The sequence below is a fragment of the Mumia sp. zg.B53 genome, assembly GCF_019550935.1.
Lineage (GTDB): Bacteria > Actinomycetota > Actinomycetes > Propionibacteriales > Nocardioidaceae > Mumia.
In genome coordinates, this window is sequence record NZ_JAHWCK010000001.1 from 1,988,679 (window position 1) to 2,005,378 (window position 16,700).

Below are 16,700 nucleotides of genomic sequence, written 5' to 3' on the forward strand. Positions count from 1 at the left end.
TGCCCGTCGCGTCGTACCGGCTCGTCCTCACCAGCGGTGACCGGTGATCGTCGGCAGCGCCCTGCCCGTCCGGATCACGTAAGCCGTGCCGCCGCTGCCGCGCAGCCACGCCCGCTCGAGCTGGGCCCGGCGATACACGCGCCGGACGCTCGAGACCCGGGGAGCGGCAGGGTCGTTGACGATGACGTCACCCGTGGCGGTGAACCCGCGGATCACGAAGAGGTGGCCGGCGGTGGAGCGGATCGGCGCACCGGTCAGACCGCCACGGCCGAAGGCGACCGACACCACCAACGGGATCCCCGCCCTCACGAACGCCTCGGCGTCGCGCAGCGAGGACAGTCGCGCGACGAACGCGTCGGCACCCCGGGTGCCGGCATAAGCGGTGTTGAAGCCCCAGTTGCCCGTGCCCCCGTAGCGGACGTCGTACGTCCGGCGGGCGCCGTGCACGACGAAGCGTTGCCTGATCCCGCGTCGGACCCACGCGTACTGCGCCTTCGTCGGCCCTCTGCCCAGACTGCGCAGGACCATCGTGGTCGAGGTGGGGGAGCACCACGCGGCTCCGCCTCCGTCGTACTGGCGGTACTGACCGCGGTGCACCATCTGCGAGTACCGCGGGACGGCGAGCTCGACCGTCCGCCTCATCGTGGTCGCCGACACCGGTCTCGCCGACCTCGCCGCGGCCGACGCGACGGCGCCGACCGAGAGCAGGCGAGGCTTCGCCCTCGACCTCACCGGGCGGAGCAGGGTGACGCGCACCTGCCAGGCCGCGACGCGCGCGCTCCCGTTCGCCCGGACGGCATCGGTCACGACACGGGCGACGTCGTCGGACTGGGCCGGCCCCGACGTGCGGCGGACCGTGCTCTCCTTCTCTGCCCACCGTCCGAGGGTGTCCCAGCTCCCGGTGCGCCCGTTCGTCGTCCGCACCCGCACGGAGACGATCAGGGCGGACCTGCCGGGGGTGCGCGCGTTCCAGGACGGCACCACCTCGTCGGCACCGAAACCGGTCGACGACCAGGCCGAGGTCCAGCGGGCCTTCTCGTAGGTGCGCCCGGCGAGCCTGGTGCGGCCGGTTGCACGCGAGAACCGCACTGCGCCACCGCTGACGCTCGTGCCGGCGGTGCTCCCGGACGACAGCTGCCCCGAGGTCGTCCACCGCTGCGAGGCGATGCGCGGGGCCGCGGCCTGCGCCGCGGCGGTCATGGTGCCCGCCACCAGGCCGGCACTGGTCAGGGCGCCGGCGAGGACGAGCGAGGTACGAACCGTACGGTTGCGCATTGATCGATGCTAAGTCGGATCAGGGCAAGCCACTACTCTGGTCAGCGTGACCGTGCGCCTCTACGACTCTGCGACCATGCAGACCAACGCCCTCGAGCCCCTCGTCCCCGGACGGGTCGGCATCTATCACTGTGGGCTCACGGTCCAGGGCCCGCCACACCTCGGCCACATCCGCAAGGAGGTGGCCTTCGACGTGCTGCGGCGCTGGCTGACCCACGAGGGCCTCGAGGTCACGCTGGTCGCCAACGTCACCGACATCGACGACAAGATCCTCGTCAAGGGCGCCGAGCAGGACCGGCCGTGGTGGGCCGTCGCCTACGAGAACGAGCGCGCCCTGCACGCCGCCTACGACGTGCTGGGCTGCCTCCCGCCGACGTACGAGCCCCGCGCGACCGGGCACGTCCCCGAGATCATCGAGCTCGTGGAGACCCTGATCGACCGCGGCCACGCCTACGCCGCGCCAGACGGCTCGGGCGACGTCTACTTCGACGTGCGCTCGTGGCCCGACTACGGCGAGCTGTCGCACCAGAAGCTCGACGACATGCGCGACGCCGAGGACGCCGACCCGCGCGGCAAGCGCGACCCGCGCGACTTCGCGCTCTGGAAGGGGCACAAGGAGGGGGAGCCGGAGACGGCGTCGTGGCCCTCGCCGTGGGGTCGTGGCCGCCCCGGCTGGCACATCGAGTGCTCGGCGATGGCCACGAAGTACCTCGGCCCCGAGTTCGACATCCACGGTGGCGGCATCGACCTGCGCTTCCCCCACCACGAGAACGAGCTCGCTCAGGCCCGAGCGGCCGGCATGCCGTTCTCCCGGTCCTGGATGCACAACCAGCTCGTCCGCATCGGGGGCGAGAAGATGAGCAAGTCGGTCGGCAACTCCCTGCTGGTGAGCGAGGTGGTCAAGCGCTTCCGGCCGGTCGACGTGCGCTACTACCTGGTGGCCGCGCACTACCGCTCCGAGATCGACTACACCGAGGAGTCGCTCGCCGACGCTGCGACGACCTACCAGCGCATCGAGGGTTTCGTCCGCCGGGCGACCGAGGCGACAGGGGCCAGCACCGACCTGCGCGAGCTCGGCGGTGCGGTCACGCCGGGCTTCGCGGAGGCGATGGACGACGACCTGGCGGTGCCCGCAGCGCTCGCCCAGGTCCAGGAGCTGGTCCGCGACGGCAACAAGCAGCTCGCGGCCGGCGACGAGCAGCGCTATGCCCTGGTGAGCACGCTCTCGGCGGTACGGCGCATGCTTGACGTGCTGGGGCTCGACCCGTACGCGTCGCAGTGGGACGACGGCGGAGACGGCGCCGGTGCGGCTCACGCCGCACTCGGGACGCTCGTCGAGGCGCTGCTGGAGCAGCGGGCGACCGCCCGGACAGAGAAGGACTTCGTCACCGCGGACCGTGTCCGCGACCAGCTGAAGGCAGCTGGGGTCGAGGTCGAGGACACCCCCGCAGGACCACGCTGGTCCGTCGGCGGGGACCACGCGACGAACAAGGGACCAGTGAGCTGATGGCCGGGAACAGCCAGCGCCGGGGCGCGATCAACAAGGGCAAGAAGGGTGCGTCGGTCGGGACCGGCGGCCACCGCCGCCGGGGTCTTGAGGGCAAGGGGCCGACCCCAAAGGCCGAGGAGCGACCCAACCACAAGAAGTACAAGATGGCGCGCGCCGCCGACAAGCGCCGTCAGCCCGCACCCCGCAAGCGCGGGGACTCCAGCGAGTGGGCAGCCGGACGCAACTCCGTGGTCGAGCTGCTGCGCGCCGACGTGCCGGTGAGCACGCTCTATGTCGCCGAGGGCATCGACCGCGACGACCGCATCACCGAGATCCTCGCGCTCGCCGTCGACAAGCGCCTGTCGATCCTGGACGCGACCAAGGCCGAGCTCGACCGGTTCACCGAAGGCGCGGTGCACCAGGGCGTCGCGGCCAAGCTCCCGCCCTACGAGTACGCGCACCCCGACGACCTGCTCGCCGCCGCCGAGGAGGCAGGTGAGGTGCCGCTGATCATCGTCGTCGACGGCATCACAGACCCGCGCAACCTGGGAGCGGTGATCCGCAGCGCCGCCGGCTTCGGCGCACACGGGGTGGTGATCCCGGAGCGGCGCACAGCATCCATGACGGCCTCGGCATGGAAGACGTCCGCCGGTGCCGCGGCAAGGGTGCCGGTGGCCCGGGCGACCAATCTCACACGGCAGCTCAAGGCGTACGCCGAGCAAGGCCTGATGATCGCCGGTCTCTCGGCCGACGGCGACGTCTCCCTGCCCGATCTCGACCTCGCCGACGGCCCGCTCGTCCTGGTGGTCGGGAGCGAGGGCAAGGGCCTCTCCCGCTTGGTGTCGGAGACGTGCGACGTGCTCGTGTCGATCCCGATGGCGTCGTCGCTGGAGTCGCTGAACGCGGGCGTCGCAGCCGGCATCGCGTTGTACGCGATCGACCAGCGTCGGCAGGTTTAGCGACGGTCCGCTCGGGCAACGGCAATCGTTGTCGCTCGTCTGGAACCCGTACGTTTAAGGGATGACTGCTGAGCTGACACTAGGGGCCGAAGAAGAGCTTCATCTGATCGACCGCGAGAGCCGGACGCTGTCGCCATCCGCGCCGCGGCTGCTGTCCCGGCTGCCGGGTGAGAACTTCTCGGCCGAGCTCCAGCGGTCGACGATCGAGACCAACACCAACGTGGTGACGGGTCTCGCCGGGCTTCGCGAGGAGCTCATCTCCTTGCGCAAGCAGCTGATCACGGTCGCCGAGTCAGAGGGAATCGGCGTCGCCGCCGTCGGCACGGCCCCGCGGTCCTCCTACGACGAGGACTTCGGGCTGACCGCCACCGGCCGGTTCGGCCGGATGCAGCAGGAGTACCGGTTGCTCGTCAACGAGCAGCTCATCTGCGGGACGCAGATCCACGTCGGCGTCTCCGACCGTGACGTCGCCATCGACATCGCGCAGCGGATCGGCCGCGACCTGCCGACCCTGCTCGCGCTCTCGGCCAGCTCGCCCTACTGGAACGAGCAGGACACCGGCTACGCGAGCATGCGCACGATCCTCTGGGGGCGCTGGCCCACCACCGGGGCCCTGCCACCGCTCGGGTCGGCGAAGGAGTACGAGGCGCTCCTCAACGACCTGGTCGCGAGCGGCGTGATCGCCGACGCCAAGATGGCCTACTTCGACGTCCGTCCGTCGTCGCACGCGCCGACGCTCGAGCTGCGGGTGGCCGACGCGTGCCCGGTGGTGGACGACGCGATCTTGATCGCCGGTCTCTTCCGCGCGATGGTGCGGGCCGCCGAGCTCGACATCGAGCGCGGTGTTCCGTACACGCCGGTGCCAGCGCCGTTGCAGCGCGCGGCAACCTGGCAGGCTGCCCGCGCGGGCCTGGCGGGCAGCCTGCTCGATCCGAGCACGCACGCCGAGCGGGTCCCCGCCCCGGGCGTGGTCCGGTCGCTGATCGAGCGACTGCGCCCGGCGCTGGAGGAGCTCGGCGACTACGACGAGGTCTCCGAGCTCGCCGCGCGGACCCTGGCGCAGGGCACCTCGGCGGACCGTCAGCGTGCCGCCTTCGCCGAGAGCGGGTCGCTGGACGACGTCATGGACCAGGTCGTCGCCGAGACGCACGGTCCGCCGTCGGGGCTGCCGCCGGAGGTTCCGGCACTGCGGTCCTACCCGGCCCGTGCCGGTGACGAGGTGATCGGGCTCGGGTCGCGTCCGCGGCCCGTCTACAGCGACGTGATGGCCTACATCCGCGACCGGAGCCGCGAGGACCTCGAGAAGCTCCAGCACCAGCGCGACACCTGGTCGGACGACGAGGGCCTCACGGTCGTCCTCGACGGCGAGACCAACCGGTTCGAGGTCGACCTGGTGCCGCGGATCATCAACGCCCACGAGTGGGAGATGCTCAGCGAGGGCCTCGAGCAGCGCGCTCGCGCACTGGAGATGTTCCTCCAGGACGTGTACGGCCCGGGTCGGGCGCTCGCTCACGGCGTCGTGACCGAAGCCGATCTCCACTCCTGCCCGGGGTGGCGCGAGGACGGGACCCGGTTGCCGCAGGCGGTGGTGCGGGCGCCGATCATGGGCTTCGACCTGGTGCGCAACGACCGCGGCGAATGGCAGGTGCTCGAGGACAACCTGCGCAACCCCAGCGGCCTGGCCTATGCGGCCGCGGCGCGGGAGATGCTCGACACGGTGGTCCCGGACATGCCGCGACCGGCCGGCCTCGTCGATCCTCGTGCGTCGCTGCCGATGGTCGGCCAGACGTTGCGGACCTGCGTCGAGCGTGCCGGTGTCGGCGCGGGGGACGAGGGCGCCCTCGTCCTGCTCGCGACCGGACCGTCCAGCGTCTCGTGGTACGAGCACCAGCGTCTCGCCAAGGAGGGCGGTCTCGTCCTGGCGACGAGCGAGGACCTCGTCGTCCGTGAAGGCCGCGTACGCCTCGTCGACGGTGACCGCGCGGTCGACGGGATCTACGTCCGGCTGGACGAGGAGCTCGGCGAGCTGACGACGGATGACGGTCGAACGCTCGGTGCCGACATCATCGACGTGGCCGCGTCGGGAGCCGTGGTGCTCGCGAACGCTCCGGGCAACGGGGTTGCCGACGACAAGGCGACCTACCGCGTGGTCCCCGAGCTCATCGGCTACTACCTCGACGAGCGTCCGCTCATCGAGTCGGTGCCGACGTACCGCACCGATGACGACGACGAGCGGCAGATCGTCCTCGAGCGGGTCGACGAGCTGGTCACCAAGCCCGTCGACGGCTACGGCGGTCACGGCGTGCTCGTCGGTCCGCTCGCCTCGCAGGGCGAGATCGTGCGGCGGCGCAAGGAGATCGCCCGTGACACCGAGGGCTGGGTCGCGCAGGAGACGGTCGCGCTCAGCTCGCACCCGACGCTCGACCACGGCCGGCTGGAGCCGCGCCACGTCGATCTGCGCGTGTTCGTGCACGTGACCGGCACCGAGCCGGGTCAGGTCAAGGCCGTCCCGGTCGCGCTGACCCGCGTCGCCGGCCCCGGCAGCCTCATCGTCAACAGCTCGCAGGGCGGCAGCGCCAAGGACACCTGGATCATCCAGGACTGACCCGACACCCGCCGTCACGACGCGAGGCCCCGACCACCTGGTGGTCGGGGCCTCGCGTGCGTCGGCCGTACGGGGTGGTGCGGGCGGTCAGCGCCGGCGACCGGCAGAGGCGATCGCGGTGCCCAGGAGCAGTGCGGCGATCGTGGGGAAGAGCACGAAGCCGTAGAGCGGCAGGTTGACCAGCGGCTGCGAATAGAGCCAGTCCCAGTCACGGATCTCAGCGGCGGCACGGAAGATCTCCTCGCGCGCCAGGACGATCACAGCGGCGGGGACGGCGCCGTACAGGACAGCGGCGATCATCGGTCCGACCGGTGACAGCCGTCCCGCCGCGGCGGTCAGGAGCAGGAGGAGGCCGGAGACGGCCGCGACCGCGAACGGCCACGTCTCCCCGTCGCTGAAGGAGCGGAAGTTGGTCGCATCGAACCAGTAGCGGCCGAACGCCCAGTCGAAGCCCACGATCGCGACCGGGGGCAGGAGGAGTCCCGCCAGGAGGCTCACGACGTGGCGGGCTGCCCCGCCGCGGCGGGGGGTGTCGTCCCCGTCGGTGGACGAGGATCCGGAGGAGGACGGGCCGTAGGGGTCGGCGTCGTAGGAACGTGAGTCGGAGGTGGGGATCGGCTTCGTAGGGCTCGCTTGGGGGCGATCGACCGGTTGGCTCATGACCGGCGAGCCTAGACCCCGAGGGGGTGGTCGGCCGACCACCGACGTCGGATACCGTGGTCGGCGATGATCTCCGTCGACCGTCTCACCAAGACCTTCGGCACCGTTCGCGCTGTGGACGACCTCACCTTCGAGGTCCGGCCAGGCGCGGTCACCGGGTTCCTCGGACCCAACGGAGCCGGCAAGACCACCACGCTGCGGATGCTCCTCGGCCTCGTGGCGCCCACGTCCGGAAGCGCGACGATCGACGGTCGGCGCTACGCCGACCTCGAGCGTCCCGGCCGGGTTGTCGGGGCCGCGCTGGAGGCCGCGAGCTTCCATCCGGGCCGGACGGCGCTCGACCACCTGCGGGTGTTCGCACCGTCGATGGGTGTGTCCGACGCCCGGTGCCGCGAGCTGCTCGCCATGGTCGGCCTCGCGGACGCGGCCGACCGCCGCGTCGGCGGGTTCTCCCTCGGCATGCGCCAGCGGCTCGCGCTCGGGACCACGCTGCTGGGCGACCCGCCCGTTCTCATCCTCGACGAGCCGGCCAACGGCCTCGACCCCGGCGGCATCCGGTGGCTCCGCGAGCTGTTGCGGTTCTTCGCCGGAGAGGGCCGTACGGTTCTCGTCTCGAGCCACGTGCTGTCGGAGGTCCAGCAGACCGTCGACGACGTGGTGATCATCGCGCAGGGCAGACTCGTGCACGCCTCCCCGCTGGCCGAGCTGGCGGCGATGGCGGTGCGGCACGTCGAGGTCGTCTCCCCTGATTCCGAGGCGCTGCGTGCGGTCCTCGACGACCGAGGGTGGTCGTACGCCCCGGCGTCACGCGAAGGCGTTCGCGGCTTCGACGTCTCCCAGGTGAGCGCGGCGGAGGTCGGTGCGGCCGCGTTCGGCGCCGGCGTCGAGCTGCACACGCTGACACAGCGCGAGGTCGAGCTGGAGGACGTGTTCCTGTCGCTCACCGGCCAGGACGGCACGCCCACCTCGACCGGCGCTCCCGCGGCTGCGGAGGTGGCCGCATGAGGGCCGCGCTCACCTCCGAGCTCCGGAAGTGGACGACCACCCGCCTCTGGTGGGTGCTGCTCGTGATCATGGCCGCCTACATGGCCTTCCTCGCGGTGGTGATGGCGTTCTCGCTCACGCTCGCGCCGACAGGAGGGACGGCGCCTGTCGGGGGTGTGGACGCGGCGCTGACCGTCTATACGCTCGGCAACGGGCTCGGATACGTCTTCCCCCTGCTCGCCGGGGCCATGTCGATGACGTCGGAGTTCCGCTACCAGACGATCACGCCATCGCTGCTCGGCGATCCTCGCCGCGGTGTCTTCCTCGGCGCCAAGCTCGTGTCGGCCGCCGTCATCGGACTCGCGTTCGGTGTGGTCGGCACGGCGGCCAGCGTGGCGGGCGGCGCGCCGATCCTCTCCCTGCGCGGTGACGGCGCGTTCCTGACGGAGGGAGACGTCCTCGCTCCGGTCGCCCTGTCGGTCGTGGCGCTGGCGATCTGGGCGTTCGTCGGCGTCGGGGTCGGGAGCCTCATCACCAACCAGGTCGCGGCCATCGTGGTCGTGCTCGCGTTCACCCAGTTCGTAGAGCCGATCCTCCGCGTCGGGTTCAGTGCTGTCGACGCGCTCGAGGGTGTGGCGAAGTTCCTCCCGGGCGCGGCGTCGGAGGCCTTGGTGGGAGCGAGCACCTACGCGTCGTTGGGCATGTCGGAGCTGCTCGACCGCTGGGCGGGCGCGCTGGTGTTCCTCGCGTACGGCGTCGTGCTCGCCGCGATCGGTCGATGGACGACGCTCCGGCGCGACATCACCTGAGGGACCAGGAGCTCGGCGTAGCCTCGGGAATGACGCCGCGTGTCGCGCCGTTGGGAGGGGTGACACCGACGCCTCGAGGAGGTGCGCCAGCATGACCGAGGACTTCCGTCCCCTGACCATCAAGCCGATCTTCAACGATGCGATGATCGCCGAGATGCCGCTGTACGACCGCTTCCGCCACGCGGAGGAGATGGTGGCCAACCGCCATCCGCGCGAAGCGATCAAGATGCTGACCGGTGTCGTCGACGAAGCCCCCGACAGCGCGGCCGCCTGGGAGCTGTTGGGGCGTGCCTACTTCGCCGCGGCGCTGCTCCGGCCGGCCGAGGACGCGTTCCGTCGCCTCATCGAGCTCGAGCCCGCGAGCGGATGGGCGCACGTGGCGCTCGGTCTGACCCTGGACCGTCAGTCGCGGCACCGCGAAGGAGCGACCTACCACCGGATGGCGGCCGTGCTCGATCCCGATCAGGACCGGCGACCCAAGCTGGTCGCCACCGACGGTCGCGCCTGAGCGGTCGCTAGCGGCGGTCGCGTGATCGTCAGCGACGTCCCGCCGACCCATATCTCGACCGTACGATGAGCAGCATGGATGCTGATGTGATCGTCGTCGGGGCGGGTCTGGCCGGGCTCGCCGCCACCGCGGAGCTGGTCGACGCGGGGAAGCGGGTGATCCTCGTCGACCAAGAGTCCGAGGCCAACCTCGGCGGCCAGGCGTTCTGGTCGTTTGGCGGACTCTTCTTCGTCGACACCCCTGAGCAGCGCCGCATGGGCATCAAGGACTCTCACGAGCTGGCGCTCCAGGACTGGATGGGCAACGCCGGCTTCGACCGGCCCGAGGACACCTGGCCGCGACGGTGGGCGGAGGCGTACGTCGACTTCGCCGCGGGCGAGAAGCGGGCGTGGCTTCGCGCGCAGGGCCTCAAGATCTTCCCCGTCGTCGGCTGGGCGGAGCGAGGTGGCTATGGCGCGGTGGGCCCCGGCAACTCGGTGCCGCGCTTCCACATCACCTGGGGCACCGGTCCTGGAGTGGTGGAGCCGTTCGAGCGACGGGTCCGGGACGGAGTGGCCAAGGGTCTGGTCACCTTCCGGTTCCGTCACCGCGTCGACGGTCTGACCATCACCGACGGTGCCGTCACCGGGATCACCGGTGCCGTCCTCGCCCCCGACGGAGCCCCTCGTGGCGTGGCCAGCAACCGCACCGTGGACGGTGACTTCGCACTGTCCGCCCAGGCCGTGGTGGTGACCTCCGGCGGGATCGGCGGCAACCACGAGCTGGTCCGCAGGACGTGGCCGACCGAACGGCTGGGCAACCCGCCGGAGGACATGCTCACCGGTGTCCCCGCCTACGTCGACGGGCGCATGCAGCAGATCGCGATCGAGTCCGGCGCGCACATGATCAACCCCGACCGCGGCTGGCACTACGTCGAGGGCATCAAGAACTGGGACCCGATCTGGCCCGGTCACGGCATCCGCATCCTGCCCGGCCCGTCGTCGCTGTGGTTCGACGCGCGCGGCAACCGCCTCCCTGTGCCTCTCTATCCGGGGTTCGACACCCTGGGCACGCTGGAGCACCTGCGGACCACCGGCTACGACCACAGCTGGTTCGTGCTGACGCAGAAGATCATCGAGAAGGAGTTCGCGCTGTCGGGGTCGGAGCAGAACCCCGACCTCACCGGACGCGACGTCCGTGCGGTGCTGTCACGGGTGCGGCCCGGCGCTCCTGCGCCGGTGGAGGCGTTCAAGCAGCGGGGCGAGGACTTCGTCGTCGCCGACACGCTCGAGGACCTCGTCGACGGGATGAACAAGTTGACGCCCGAGCCGTTGCTCGAGCCGGCCGCGATGCGGCGGCAGATCGAGGCGCGCGACCGCGAGATCGACAACCCGTTCGGCAAGGACATGCAGGTCGTCGCGCTGCGCGGAGCTCGGGCGTACCGCGGCGACAGGCTGATCCGTACGGCGGCGCCGCACCGCATCCTCGACCCCGCAGCCGGACCGCTGATCGCGGTCCGGCTGCGGGTCATCACGCGCAAGACGCTGGGCGGTCTGGAGACCGACCTCGAGGCGCGCGTCCTGCGTGAGGACGGCTCCGTGCTGGAGGGCCTGTACGCCGCCGGCGAGGTCGCCGGGTTCGGCGGAGGTGGCGTGCACGGCTACCGCGCGCTCGAGGGCACCTTCCTCGGAGGGTGCCTCTTCTCCGGGCGTACGGCCGGCCGTGCTGCCGCTCAGGCGGTGGGCTGATCGCCCGTGTCGGGGTCGACGTCTCCGGAGAGGTTCTCCGGGTCGACCTCACCCGCAGGGGTGACGTCGGTCGGCTCGGCGTCCTCGGGGACGTCGGCGAGGTCGTCGACAGGGCCGACCGCTCCGTCACCGCGCTGGACGACCTCGGTCTCGTCCATGTTGCCGTGCGTACGGACGGTGTCGGGGGTGGAGTTCACCGCGAGGACCGACGGGTCGACGTCGTCGACCGTGGGGCGGTGGCTCTCTCGGTCAGGGCTGTCGGGACGTGTCATCGCTGCTCCTTCATGACGGGGGGACGGCCGCACAGGTACCCGCCGTCGTGCGACGTATGCGTCGGCGTCCCCGCGCGACGTCACGGGGAGGTGGCGCCTCCCGACGCGGCGCGGATGGTGGCCGCCTGGCCCGCGAGCTGGGTACCTACGTAGTCCTCCGCGGCCTCGAAGATCTCGACCTCGTGCCCCGCCTGCTGCGAGAGGTGCCACCGGTGGACCAGCACGTCGTGGAAGAACTCCGCCGGCTCGACGACGTCGCGGTACTCGTCGGGGATCATCCGCGTGAGCGGCTCCCACACCTCGGTGAGCCAGCGGTGCGCGACGACCATCGCGTCCTCCTGCTGAAGCTGGTGCGCACCGGTGAAGGCGTCGAGGTCGTTGAGCAGGCGCCGGGCCTGCGCCTCCTCGAGGTCGAGGCCGGTCAAGCCCTGCAGTCGTCGGGCGTGGTGGTCGGGCTCGACGACCTTGGGTTGGATGCGGACGCTGTCACCGTCCCAGTCGGTGACGATGTCGAGCTCGTCGACGTCGAATCCGAGCTGGTTGAGCTGCTCGATGCGCTGCTCGATGCGCCACATGTCGTCGAGGCCGAACTCCTCCACGCCGGTCAGCGCCTCCCAGAGCTCCCCGTACCGTTCGACGATGTGGTCGACCAGTGCGTGCGGGTCGACGCTGGGGTCGAGCAGCCCGCCGGCCTGCAGGTCGAGCAGCTCTCCGAAGGTGTTCGTACGGACCAGGTCGAGGTCCTCGCCGCGCTGCCCGTCGGACAGGGTGTCGTGCAACGCGCCGGTCTCGGCGTCGACGAGGTACGCCGCGAACTCGCCGGCGCTGCGGCGGAACAGCGTGTTGGACAACGAGCAGTCCCCCCAGAAGAACCCGTCCACGTGCAGACGTACGAGCAGGACGACCAGCGCGTCGATGACGGCGTCGAGCGTGTTCTCGGACAACGGGTGCTCGAACAGCGAGCGGTACGGGAGGGAGTGCGGGAGGTGCGCCGTCACCAGCGCCGCCCCCAGCGGCGAACCGTCCCTGGCCGTCCGCCCGGTCACCACCGCGACCGGCTCCACCGTCGGGAGGTCGAGGCGTACGAGGTGGCGGAGCAGCCCGTACTCGCGGCGCGCGTAGTGCTCGGTCGTCTCCTTCACGACGAGCACGGCGCCGTCGACGCGGACGAAGCGCACGACGTGTCGGTGGATGCCGCGCGGCAGGGACACATCGAGGTCTTCTGGCCAGTCGATCAGCGGTTCGCGCCACGGTAGCGAGACGAGTCCGCTTCGGGGCCGTGCGGAGAGGACGTGGACCGGCATGCGCCTAGCCTCGCGGGACGGAACGCTCGAAGCCAGTCGAAACCCCCGAGAAGACGTTTGCACGTTCCGCTGTCGTGGCCCTCGGACTCTCCTACGATCCCAGGCATGCGTACGGCGGTCGTGCCCTTCTGGCGTGCGTGGTTGCCGGTCGTCTGCGCGATGTGGGCCGTTGGATGGCTCTGGGGCGGCCCGCTCGAGCAGGCGGTGATCGTCCCGCTGGTCGCTGTGGGCTCGTACGTGGGCGTGCGACGGGTCGTGCCCGGCGCGCTCATCGTGCTGCTGGCCGAGGTCGCCGTCGTCGTGATGGGCATCCCGCCCGACAACCCTGCCGTCCTCCTCGCCGGGATCACCGTCACGTTCCTTCTTGGCCGCCTGACCACGGTCCGGGCGGGCCTGCCGGTCATCGGGTGCTTCCTGGTGGCGATCGCGGCGAGCGAGATGCCGTTCGCCGGTCACGTGATCGGGATGGCGGTCCAGCTCGTCGTCTGGGGCCTCGGCGTCGCCTTGCGGCACGCCGACCGCACGGTCGACGAGGCGCGCTCGCGGTCGCGCGCATGGCGGGCCGGCGACATGGAGACCTGGGTGTCCCGGGTCGTCGCGGCAGAACGGCGCCGGATGGAGCTCGACGTCCTGGCGACGCTGTGCGGATCGGTCGCCGCGATCAGGGAGATCGTGCTTGCCACGGGGGGACGGGTCGACGTCGCCGCTCTGCGGAGCGTGCACGGGCTCGCTCAGTCCACGATCGGGGACCTCCGTACGCTGCTCGTCTCCCTCCGGTCGCCCGAACCCGCCACCCCCGCGGGCGCCGATCCGACGGGCGATCGTGGGCGGCACGGGCGAGCACGACTGCGAGCCGACATCGCGCTGACGCTTGCGGTGGCAGCCGTCGCCGCGATGGACACCGTCATCGTCGGACGCGTCATCCCCGACGCCGGGCTGATGGCGTGGCTCGGACTCGTCTGCGTCGTCGCGCTGCCGTGGCGGAGCGTCTCGCCCGGCCGTGCGTGCCTGGGGGCGACTGTCCCCTTCGTCGTCGCCGCGGTGGCCGGGACGGAGCTCGTGCTCGGCCTCGCCACGCTGACCACCCTGGGGCTGCTCGCCTGGTCCGCCGTGGCCGCGGAGGACCGTCGGACGTGGGCGGCGTGCGCGCTCCTGGGCGTGACCGTCGTGCTCGCGCCCACGCATCCGGACTCGCTCTATCCTCTCGTCACGGGGTCGCTCGTCGCGTTCGTGGCGGTCGCGTCGTTCGTGTGGCACCACGTGGTGCAGGACAGAGATCACGCGACGTCGACGGCACGGGCGTACGAGGAAGCGGTGTGGGGACAGGCCGAGCCGATGCTCGTCGCAGTCGGGCGCGGCCTGGCCCGTGACCTTCACGACGACGTGAGCCGGATGATCGGCGTCGTCGCCGTCCACGCCGAAGCAGCCGTGGCCCTCGCCGAGACCGACCCCGCCCGCGCGCAGCGGTCGATGGATGTGGTCATGGATGCGGCCTCGCGGGCCGACGTCGAGCTCGAGCGGCTGTGCCGGGTGCTGTACGACGAGGGGCCGGGCGAGGGTGATCCCTGGGACCGCCTCCTCGCCGACGCGGACGCCCTCGGACTGCAGGTCGAAGCCCGGATCGAGGTGCCCGTCGCCGAGCGTGCGGCGACGACCGCAGCCCGCCACGTCGTCGCCGAGGCGCTCGCCAACGCCGCCAAGCACGCCCCTGGTGCCCGCGTCTCGCTGCGGGTGCGTCGCATCGGCGGTGAGGTGTGTGTCACCGTCGTCGACGACGGGGGACACCGGCCTCGCAGCGAGCCGCCAGGAACGGGGTTCGGGCTGCTGACGCAGGCCGAGCTCGTCGAACGGGCTGGTGGGCGGCTGTGGGCCGCACCCGCCGGCACCGGCTTCTCGGTGCGTGCACGGATCCCGATACACGCGCAGGCCCTGGGTGAGCCTGCGACGCCGCACGCGGTCGTCCGACCGACGCCTGAGGAGATCGGACGGTGATCCGTGTCGTGCTCGCCGACGACCACGAGGTCGTGCGCTCGGGTCTCGCCGCGATCTTGTCGGTGGAGCCTGGCATCGAGGTCGTCGCCGAGGTGGGCGACGGGCACGAGGCAGCGCGGGCCTCGCGCGAGCTCGACGCGGACGTGGTCCTGATGGACGTGGAGATGCCCGGCACGGGAGGCATCGAGGGGGTCACACTGACAGCGCGCGCCAACCCGCGGACGAAGGTCGTCATGCTCACGACGTTCGACCTCGACGAGCATGTCGGGGCGGCCCTCGGTGCCGGGGCAGTCGGCTACCTCCTCAAGACGGCCGGGCGCGCGGAACTCGTCGCTGCCGTACGTCAGGCCCATGCCGGCGCATTGTCGCTCGACAGCGAGATCACCCGCCGCCTCGTCGGCCGGTTCATGCGCACGGCGCGCCCGACCGGCACGCCGAGCCCGTTGGACGACCTGACTGAGCGTGAGCTCGAGGTGTTCGGGCTGATGTCGCGCGGGCTGACGAACGCCGAGATCGCCGTGGCGCTCACGGTGAGCGAGCTGACGGTGAAGTCGCACGTCGCCCGGATCCTCGCCAAGACAGGGCTGCGAGACCGCGTCCAGGCGGTGGTGCTCGCCTACGAATCAGGATTCTTGGAGCCCCGCGCGGACCTCTGAACCGTCCGGCAGGAGGAGAGGGCTACTCCGACCGGACGATGTGGCGGTGGTGGGCGGCGGGTCATCGTGGGACCCGACCCACAACCACACCTGGAGGAACAACGATGCGTGCCCTGACGACGATCGCGGCCCTGGCGTTGGCGGCCGGCGCGTTAACCGCAACACCTGCCTCGGCCTCGGCGACGCCCGCAGTGAACCAGTCCGCTGTCGCCCCGGCCGCCGTCGGCGCGACCGGCACGCTCGTCTACATCAAGGCGCACAACGTCTGGATCTCCACCGCCGACGGTCGGCGCCACCACCGGGTGACCACGGACGGCACCGCCGGCTCGCCGTACTCGTCCCCGTCGATGTCCGACGCAGGCATCGTCGCTGTGTCGAAGGGCTACTCGATCGTTCGGATGCGCCAGAACGGCGTCGTCCTCAACCGGATCGACCCGCCCCCGCTCCCCGGGTCGGCGGGAAGCCCTGTCGACGGCGTCCCCGACAGCGTCATCTCTCCCGACGGCAGCACGATCGCCTGGTCGGTGTCGGCGTACCAGTGTCCGGTCGGGGTGAGCTGCGGGATCCGCTCGGCGACCGGCTACACCGCGGCCGGCAGGTATCAGTCGGCCGGGCGGAGCACGTACTTCCGGAACCCGTCCTGGGTGAGCGGCACCCGCACGCTGCAGGGCGGCGGCTACGGCTCTCACGTCATGCTGCACGACCTCACGACGACCCCGAAGCTGTGGTTCAACGACGACGACGTGTTCGCCGCCTCGACGGATCTCGGGGACTCGGAGCTGAGCCGAGACGGCAAGTACCTCGCGGCCGTCCGCGGGTACGGCGACTCGACGCAGATCGCCTGGTACACCGTCCGAGGGAACGCGAGGACGGGAACGCCTCCGGCGCCGCCGACCGCGCTGTGCAACACGAACGAGGCTGCGGGGTTCGCCGGTCCGACCTTCAGCCCGGACAGCCAGGGCCTCGCGTGGGAGGAGCCGGACGGCATCTGGGTCAAGCGAGGTCTGAGCTCGTGCGACACGCCGCAGCCGTCACTCCTGATCGTGGGTGGATCCCAGCCGCACTGGTCGCCCGCGTCGCTGAACCCACCGGCGGTGGCGAAGCCGGCGCCGCCGAAGCCGAAGACGTTCGTGGTCACGAAGAAGCCGCGGGTCAAGGGCAAGGCGAAGGTCGGCAAGAAGGTGTCGGTCACCGCGGGCACGTGGTCGCCACGTCCGACGAAGGTCACCTACCGCTGGTACCGGGGTGCGAAGGCCATCAAGGGCAAGGCCGGTGCGAAGCGGGTCTACAAGCTCAAGAAGGCTGACCGTGGCAAGAGGCTGCGGGTGAAGGTCACTGTGAAGCGCTCCGGCTACAAGTCGACGTCGGTCTGGTCCACGCGAACCGCGAAGGTGAGGCGCTGACCGTCGCGCCCGAGACGTCGGCCGACGTGTGGCCTCAGCCGAGGCGACACGTCGGCC

General features: G+C 71.3%; 14 protein-coding genes. 10 read left to right on the plus strand and 4 right to left on the minus strand.

Annotated features, from left to right (window positions below; all coding sequences use genetic code 11):
• Window positions 1-27: 27 nt before the first annotated feature.
• Window positions 28-1,275: a C39 family peptidase gene (locus KV102_RS09675; protein ID WP_220346043.1), complete on the minus strand. Its 1,248-nt coding sequence runs from the start codon at window positions 1,273-1,275 to the stop codon at window positions 28-30.
• A 46-nt stretch (window positions 1,276-1,321) separates the two neighbouring features.
• Here KV102_RS09675 and cysS point away from each other — a divergent pair, with 46 nt between their 5' ends.
• The 3 genes from cysS to KV102_RS09690 all read left to right on the plus strand — a co-directional run bounded on the left by cysS (window position 1,322) and on the right by KV102_RS09690 (window position 6,328).
• Window positions 1,322-2,782 (plus strand): cysteine--tRNA ligase, encoded by a 1,461-nt coding sequence (gene cysS, locus KV102_RS09680; RefSeq protein ID WP_220346044.1) that lies wholly within the window; start codon window positions 1,322-1,324, stop codon window positions 2,780-2,782.
• Window positions 2,782-3,723 (plus strand): 23S rRNA (guanosine(2251)-2'-O)-methyltransferase RlmB, encoded by a 942-nt coding sequence (rlmB, locus tag KV102_RS09685; protein ID WP_220343376.1) that lies wholly within the window; start codon window positions 2,782-2,784, stop codon window positions 3,721-3,723. The genes cysS and rlmB overlap by 1 nt, the downstream gene beginning before the upstream one ends.
• A gap of 61 nt (window positions 3,724-3,784) precedes the next feature.
• Window positions 3,785-6,328, plus strand: coding sequence for a carboxylate--amine ligase/circularly permuted type 2 ATP-grasp protein (locus KV102_RS09690; RefSeq protein ID WP_220346045.1), 2,544 nt, complete (start codon window positions 3,785-3,787; stop codon window positions 6,326-6,328).
• A gap of 87 nt (window positions 6,329-6,415) precedes the next feature.
• Here KV102_RS09690 and KV102_RS09695 read toward each other — a convergent pair whose 3' ends face one another.
• A complete protein-coding gene (locus KV102_RS09695; protein ID WP_220346046.1) occupies window positions 6,416-6,988 on the minus strand; it encodes a hypothetical protein in 573 nt (190 codons plus the stop codon).
• A gap of 66 nt (window positions 6,989-7,054) precedes the next feature.
• On the opposite strand from KV102_RS09695, the gene KV102_RS09700 reads away from it, so the two are divergent.
• The 4 genes from KV102_RS09700 to KV102_RS09715 all read left to right on the plus strand — a co-directional run bounded on the left by KV102_RS09700 (window position 7,055) and on the right by KV102_RS09715 (window position 11,016).
• Window positions 7,055-7,993, plus strand: a complete 939-nt coding sequence (locus KV102_RS09700; protein ID WP_220346047.1) for an ABC transporter ATP-binding protein — start codon at window positions 7,055-7,057, stop codon at window positions 7,991-7,993.
• Window positions 7,990-8,781, plus strand: coding sequence for an ABC transporter permease (locus KV102_RS09705; protein WP_220346048.1), 792 nt, complete (start codon window positions 7,990-7,992; stop codon window positions 8,779-8,781). The genes KV102_RS09700 and KV102_RS09705 overlap by 4 nt, the downstream gene beginning before the upstream one ends.
• Window positions 8,782-8,872: 91 nt before the next feature.
• Window positions 8,873-9,289, plus strand: a complete 417-nt coding sequence (locus KV102_RS09710) for a tetratricopeptide repeat protein (RefSeq protein WP_220343381.1) — start codon at window positions 8,873-8,875, stop codon at window positions 9,287-9,289.
• Between the two features lie 74 nt (window positions 9,290-9,363).
• Entirely contained in the window at window positions 9,364-11,016 is a 1,653-nt protein-coding gene (locus KV102_RS09715; RefSeq protein WP_220343382.1) for an FAD-binding dehydrogenase, read from the plus strand.
• On the opposite strand, the gene KV102_RS09720 is transcribed toward KV102_RS09715, so the two are convergent.
• Both KV102_RS09720 and KV102_RS09725 read right to left on the minus strand, forming a co-directional pair.
• A complete protein-coding gene (locus tag KV102_RS09720) occupies window positions 11,001-11,288 on the minus strand; it encodes a hypothetical protein (RefSeq protein ID WP_220343383.1) in 288 nt (95 codons plus the stop codon). The genes KV102_RS09715 and KV102_RS09720 overlap by 16 nt on opposite strands.
• An 80-nt stretch (window positions 11,289-11,368) precedes the next feature.
• Entirely contained in the window at window positions 11,369-12,592 is a 1,224-nt protein-coding gene (locus tag KV102_RS09725) for a DUF4032 domain-containing protein (protein ID WP_220346049.1), read from the minus strand.
• Between the two features lie 105 nt (window positions 12,593-12,697).
• Between KV102_RS09725 and KV102_RS19565 the strand changes: the two genes are divergently transcribed.
• The 3 genes from KV102_RS19565 to KV102_RS09740 all read left to right on the plus strand — a co-directional run bounded on the left by KV102_RS19565 (window position 12,698) and on the right by KV102_RS09740 (window position 16,643).
• Window positions 12,698-14,584 (plus strand): sensor histidine kinase, encoded by a 1,887-nt coding sequence (locus tag KV102_RS19565; RefSeq protein WP_220346050.1) that lies wholly within the window; start codon window positions 12,698-12,700, stop codon window positions 14,582-14,584.
• On the plus strand, window positions 14,581-15,240 hold the full coding sequence (locus tag KV102_RS09735) for a response regulator transcription factor (RefSeq protein ID WP_220346051.1): 660 nt from the start codon (window positions 14,581-14,583) through the stop codon (window positions 15,238-15,240). The genes KV102_RS19565 and KV102_RS09735 overlap by 4 nt, the downstream gene beginning before the upstream one ends.
• 104 nt (window positions 15,241-15,344) lie before the next feature.
• Window positions 15,345-16,643, plus strand: coding sequence for a hypothetical protein (locus KV102_RS09740; protein WP_220346052.1), 1,299 nt, complete (start codon window positions 15,345-15,347; stop codon window positions 16,641-16,643).
• Window positions 16,644-16,700 lie beyond the last annotated feature (57 nt).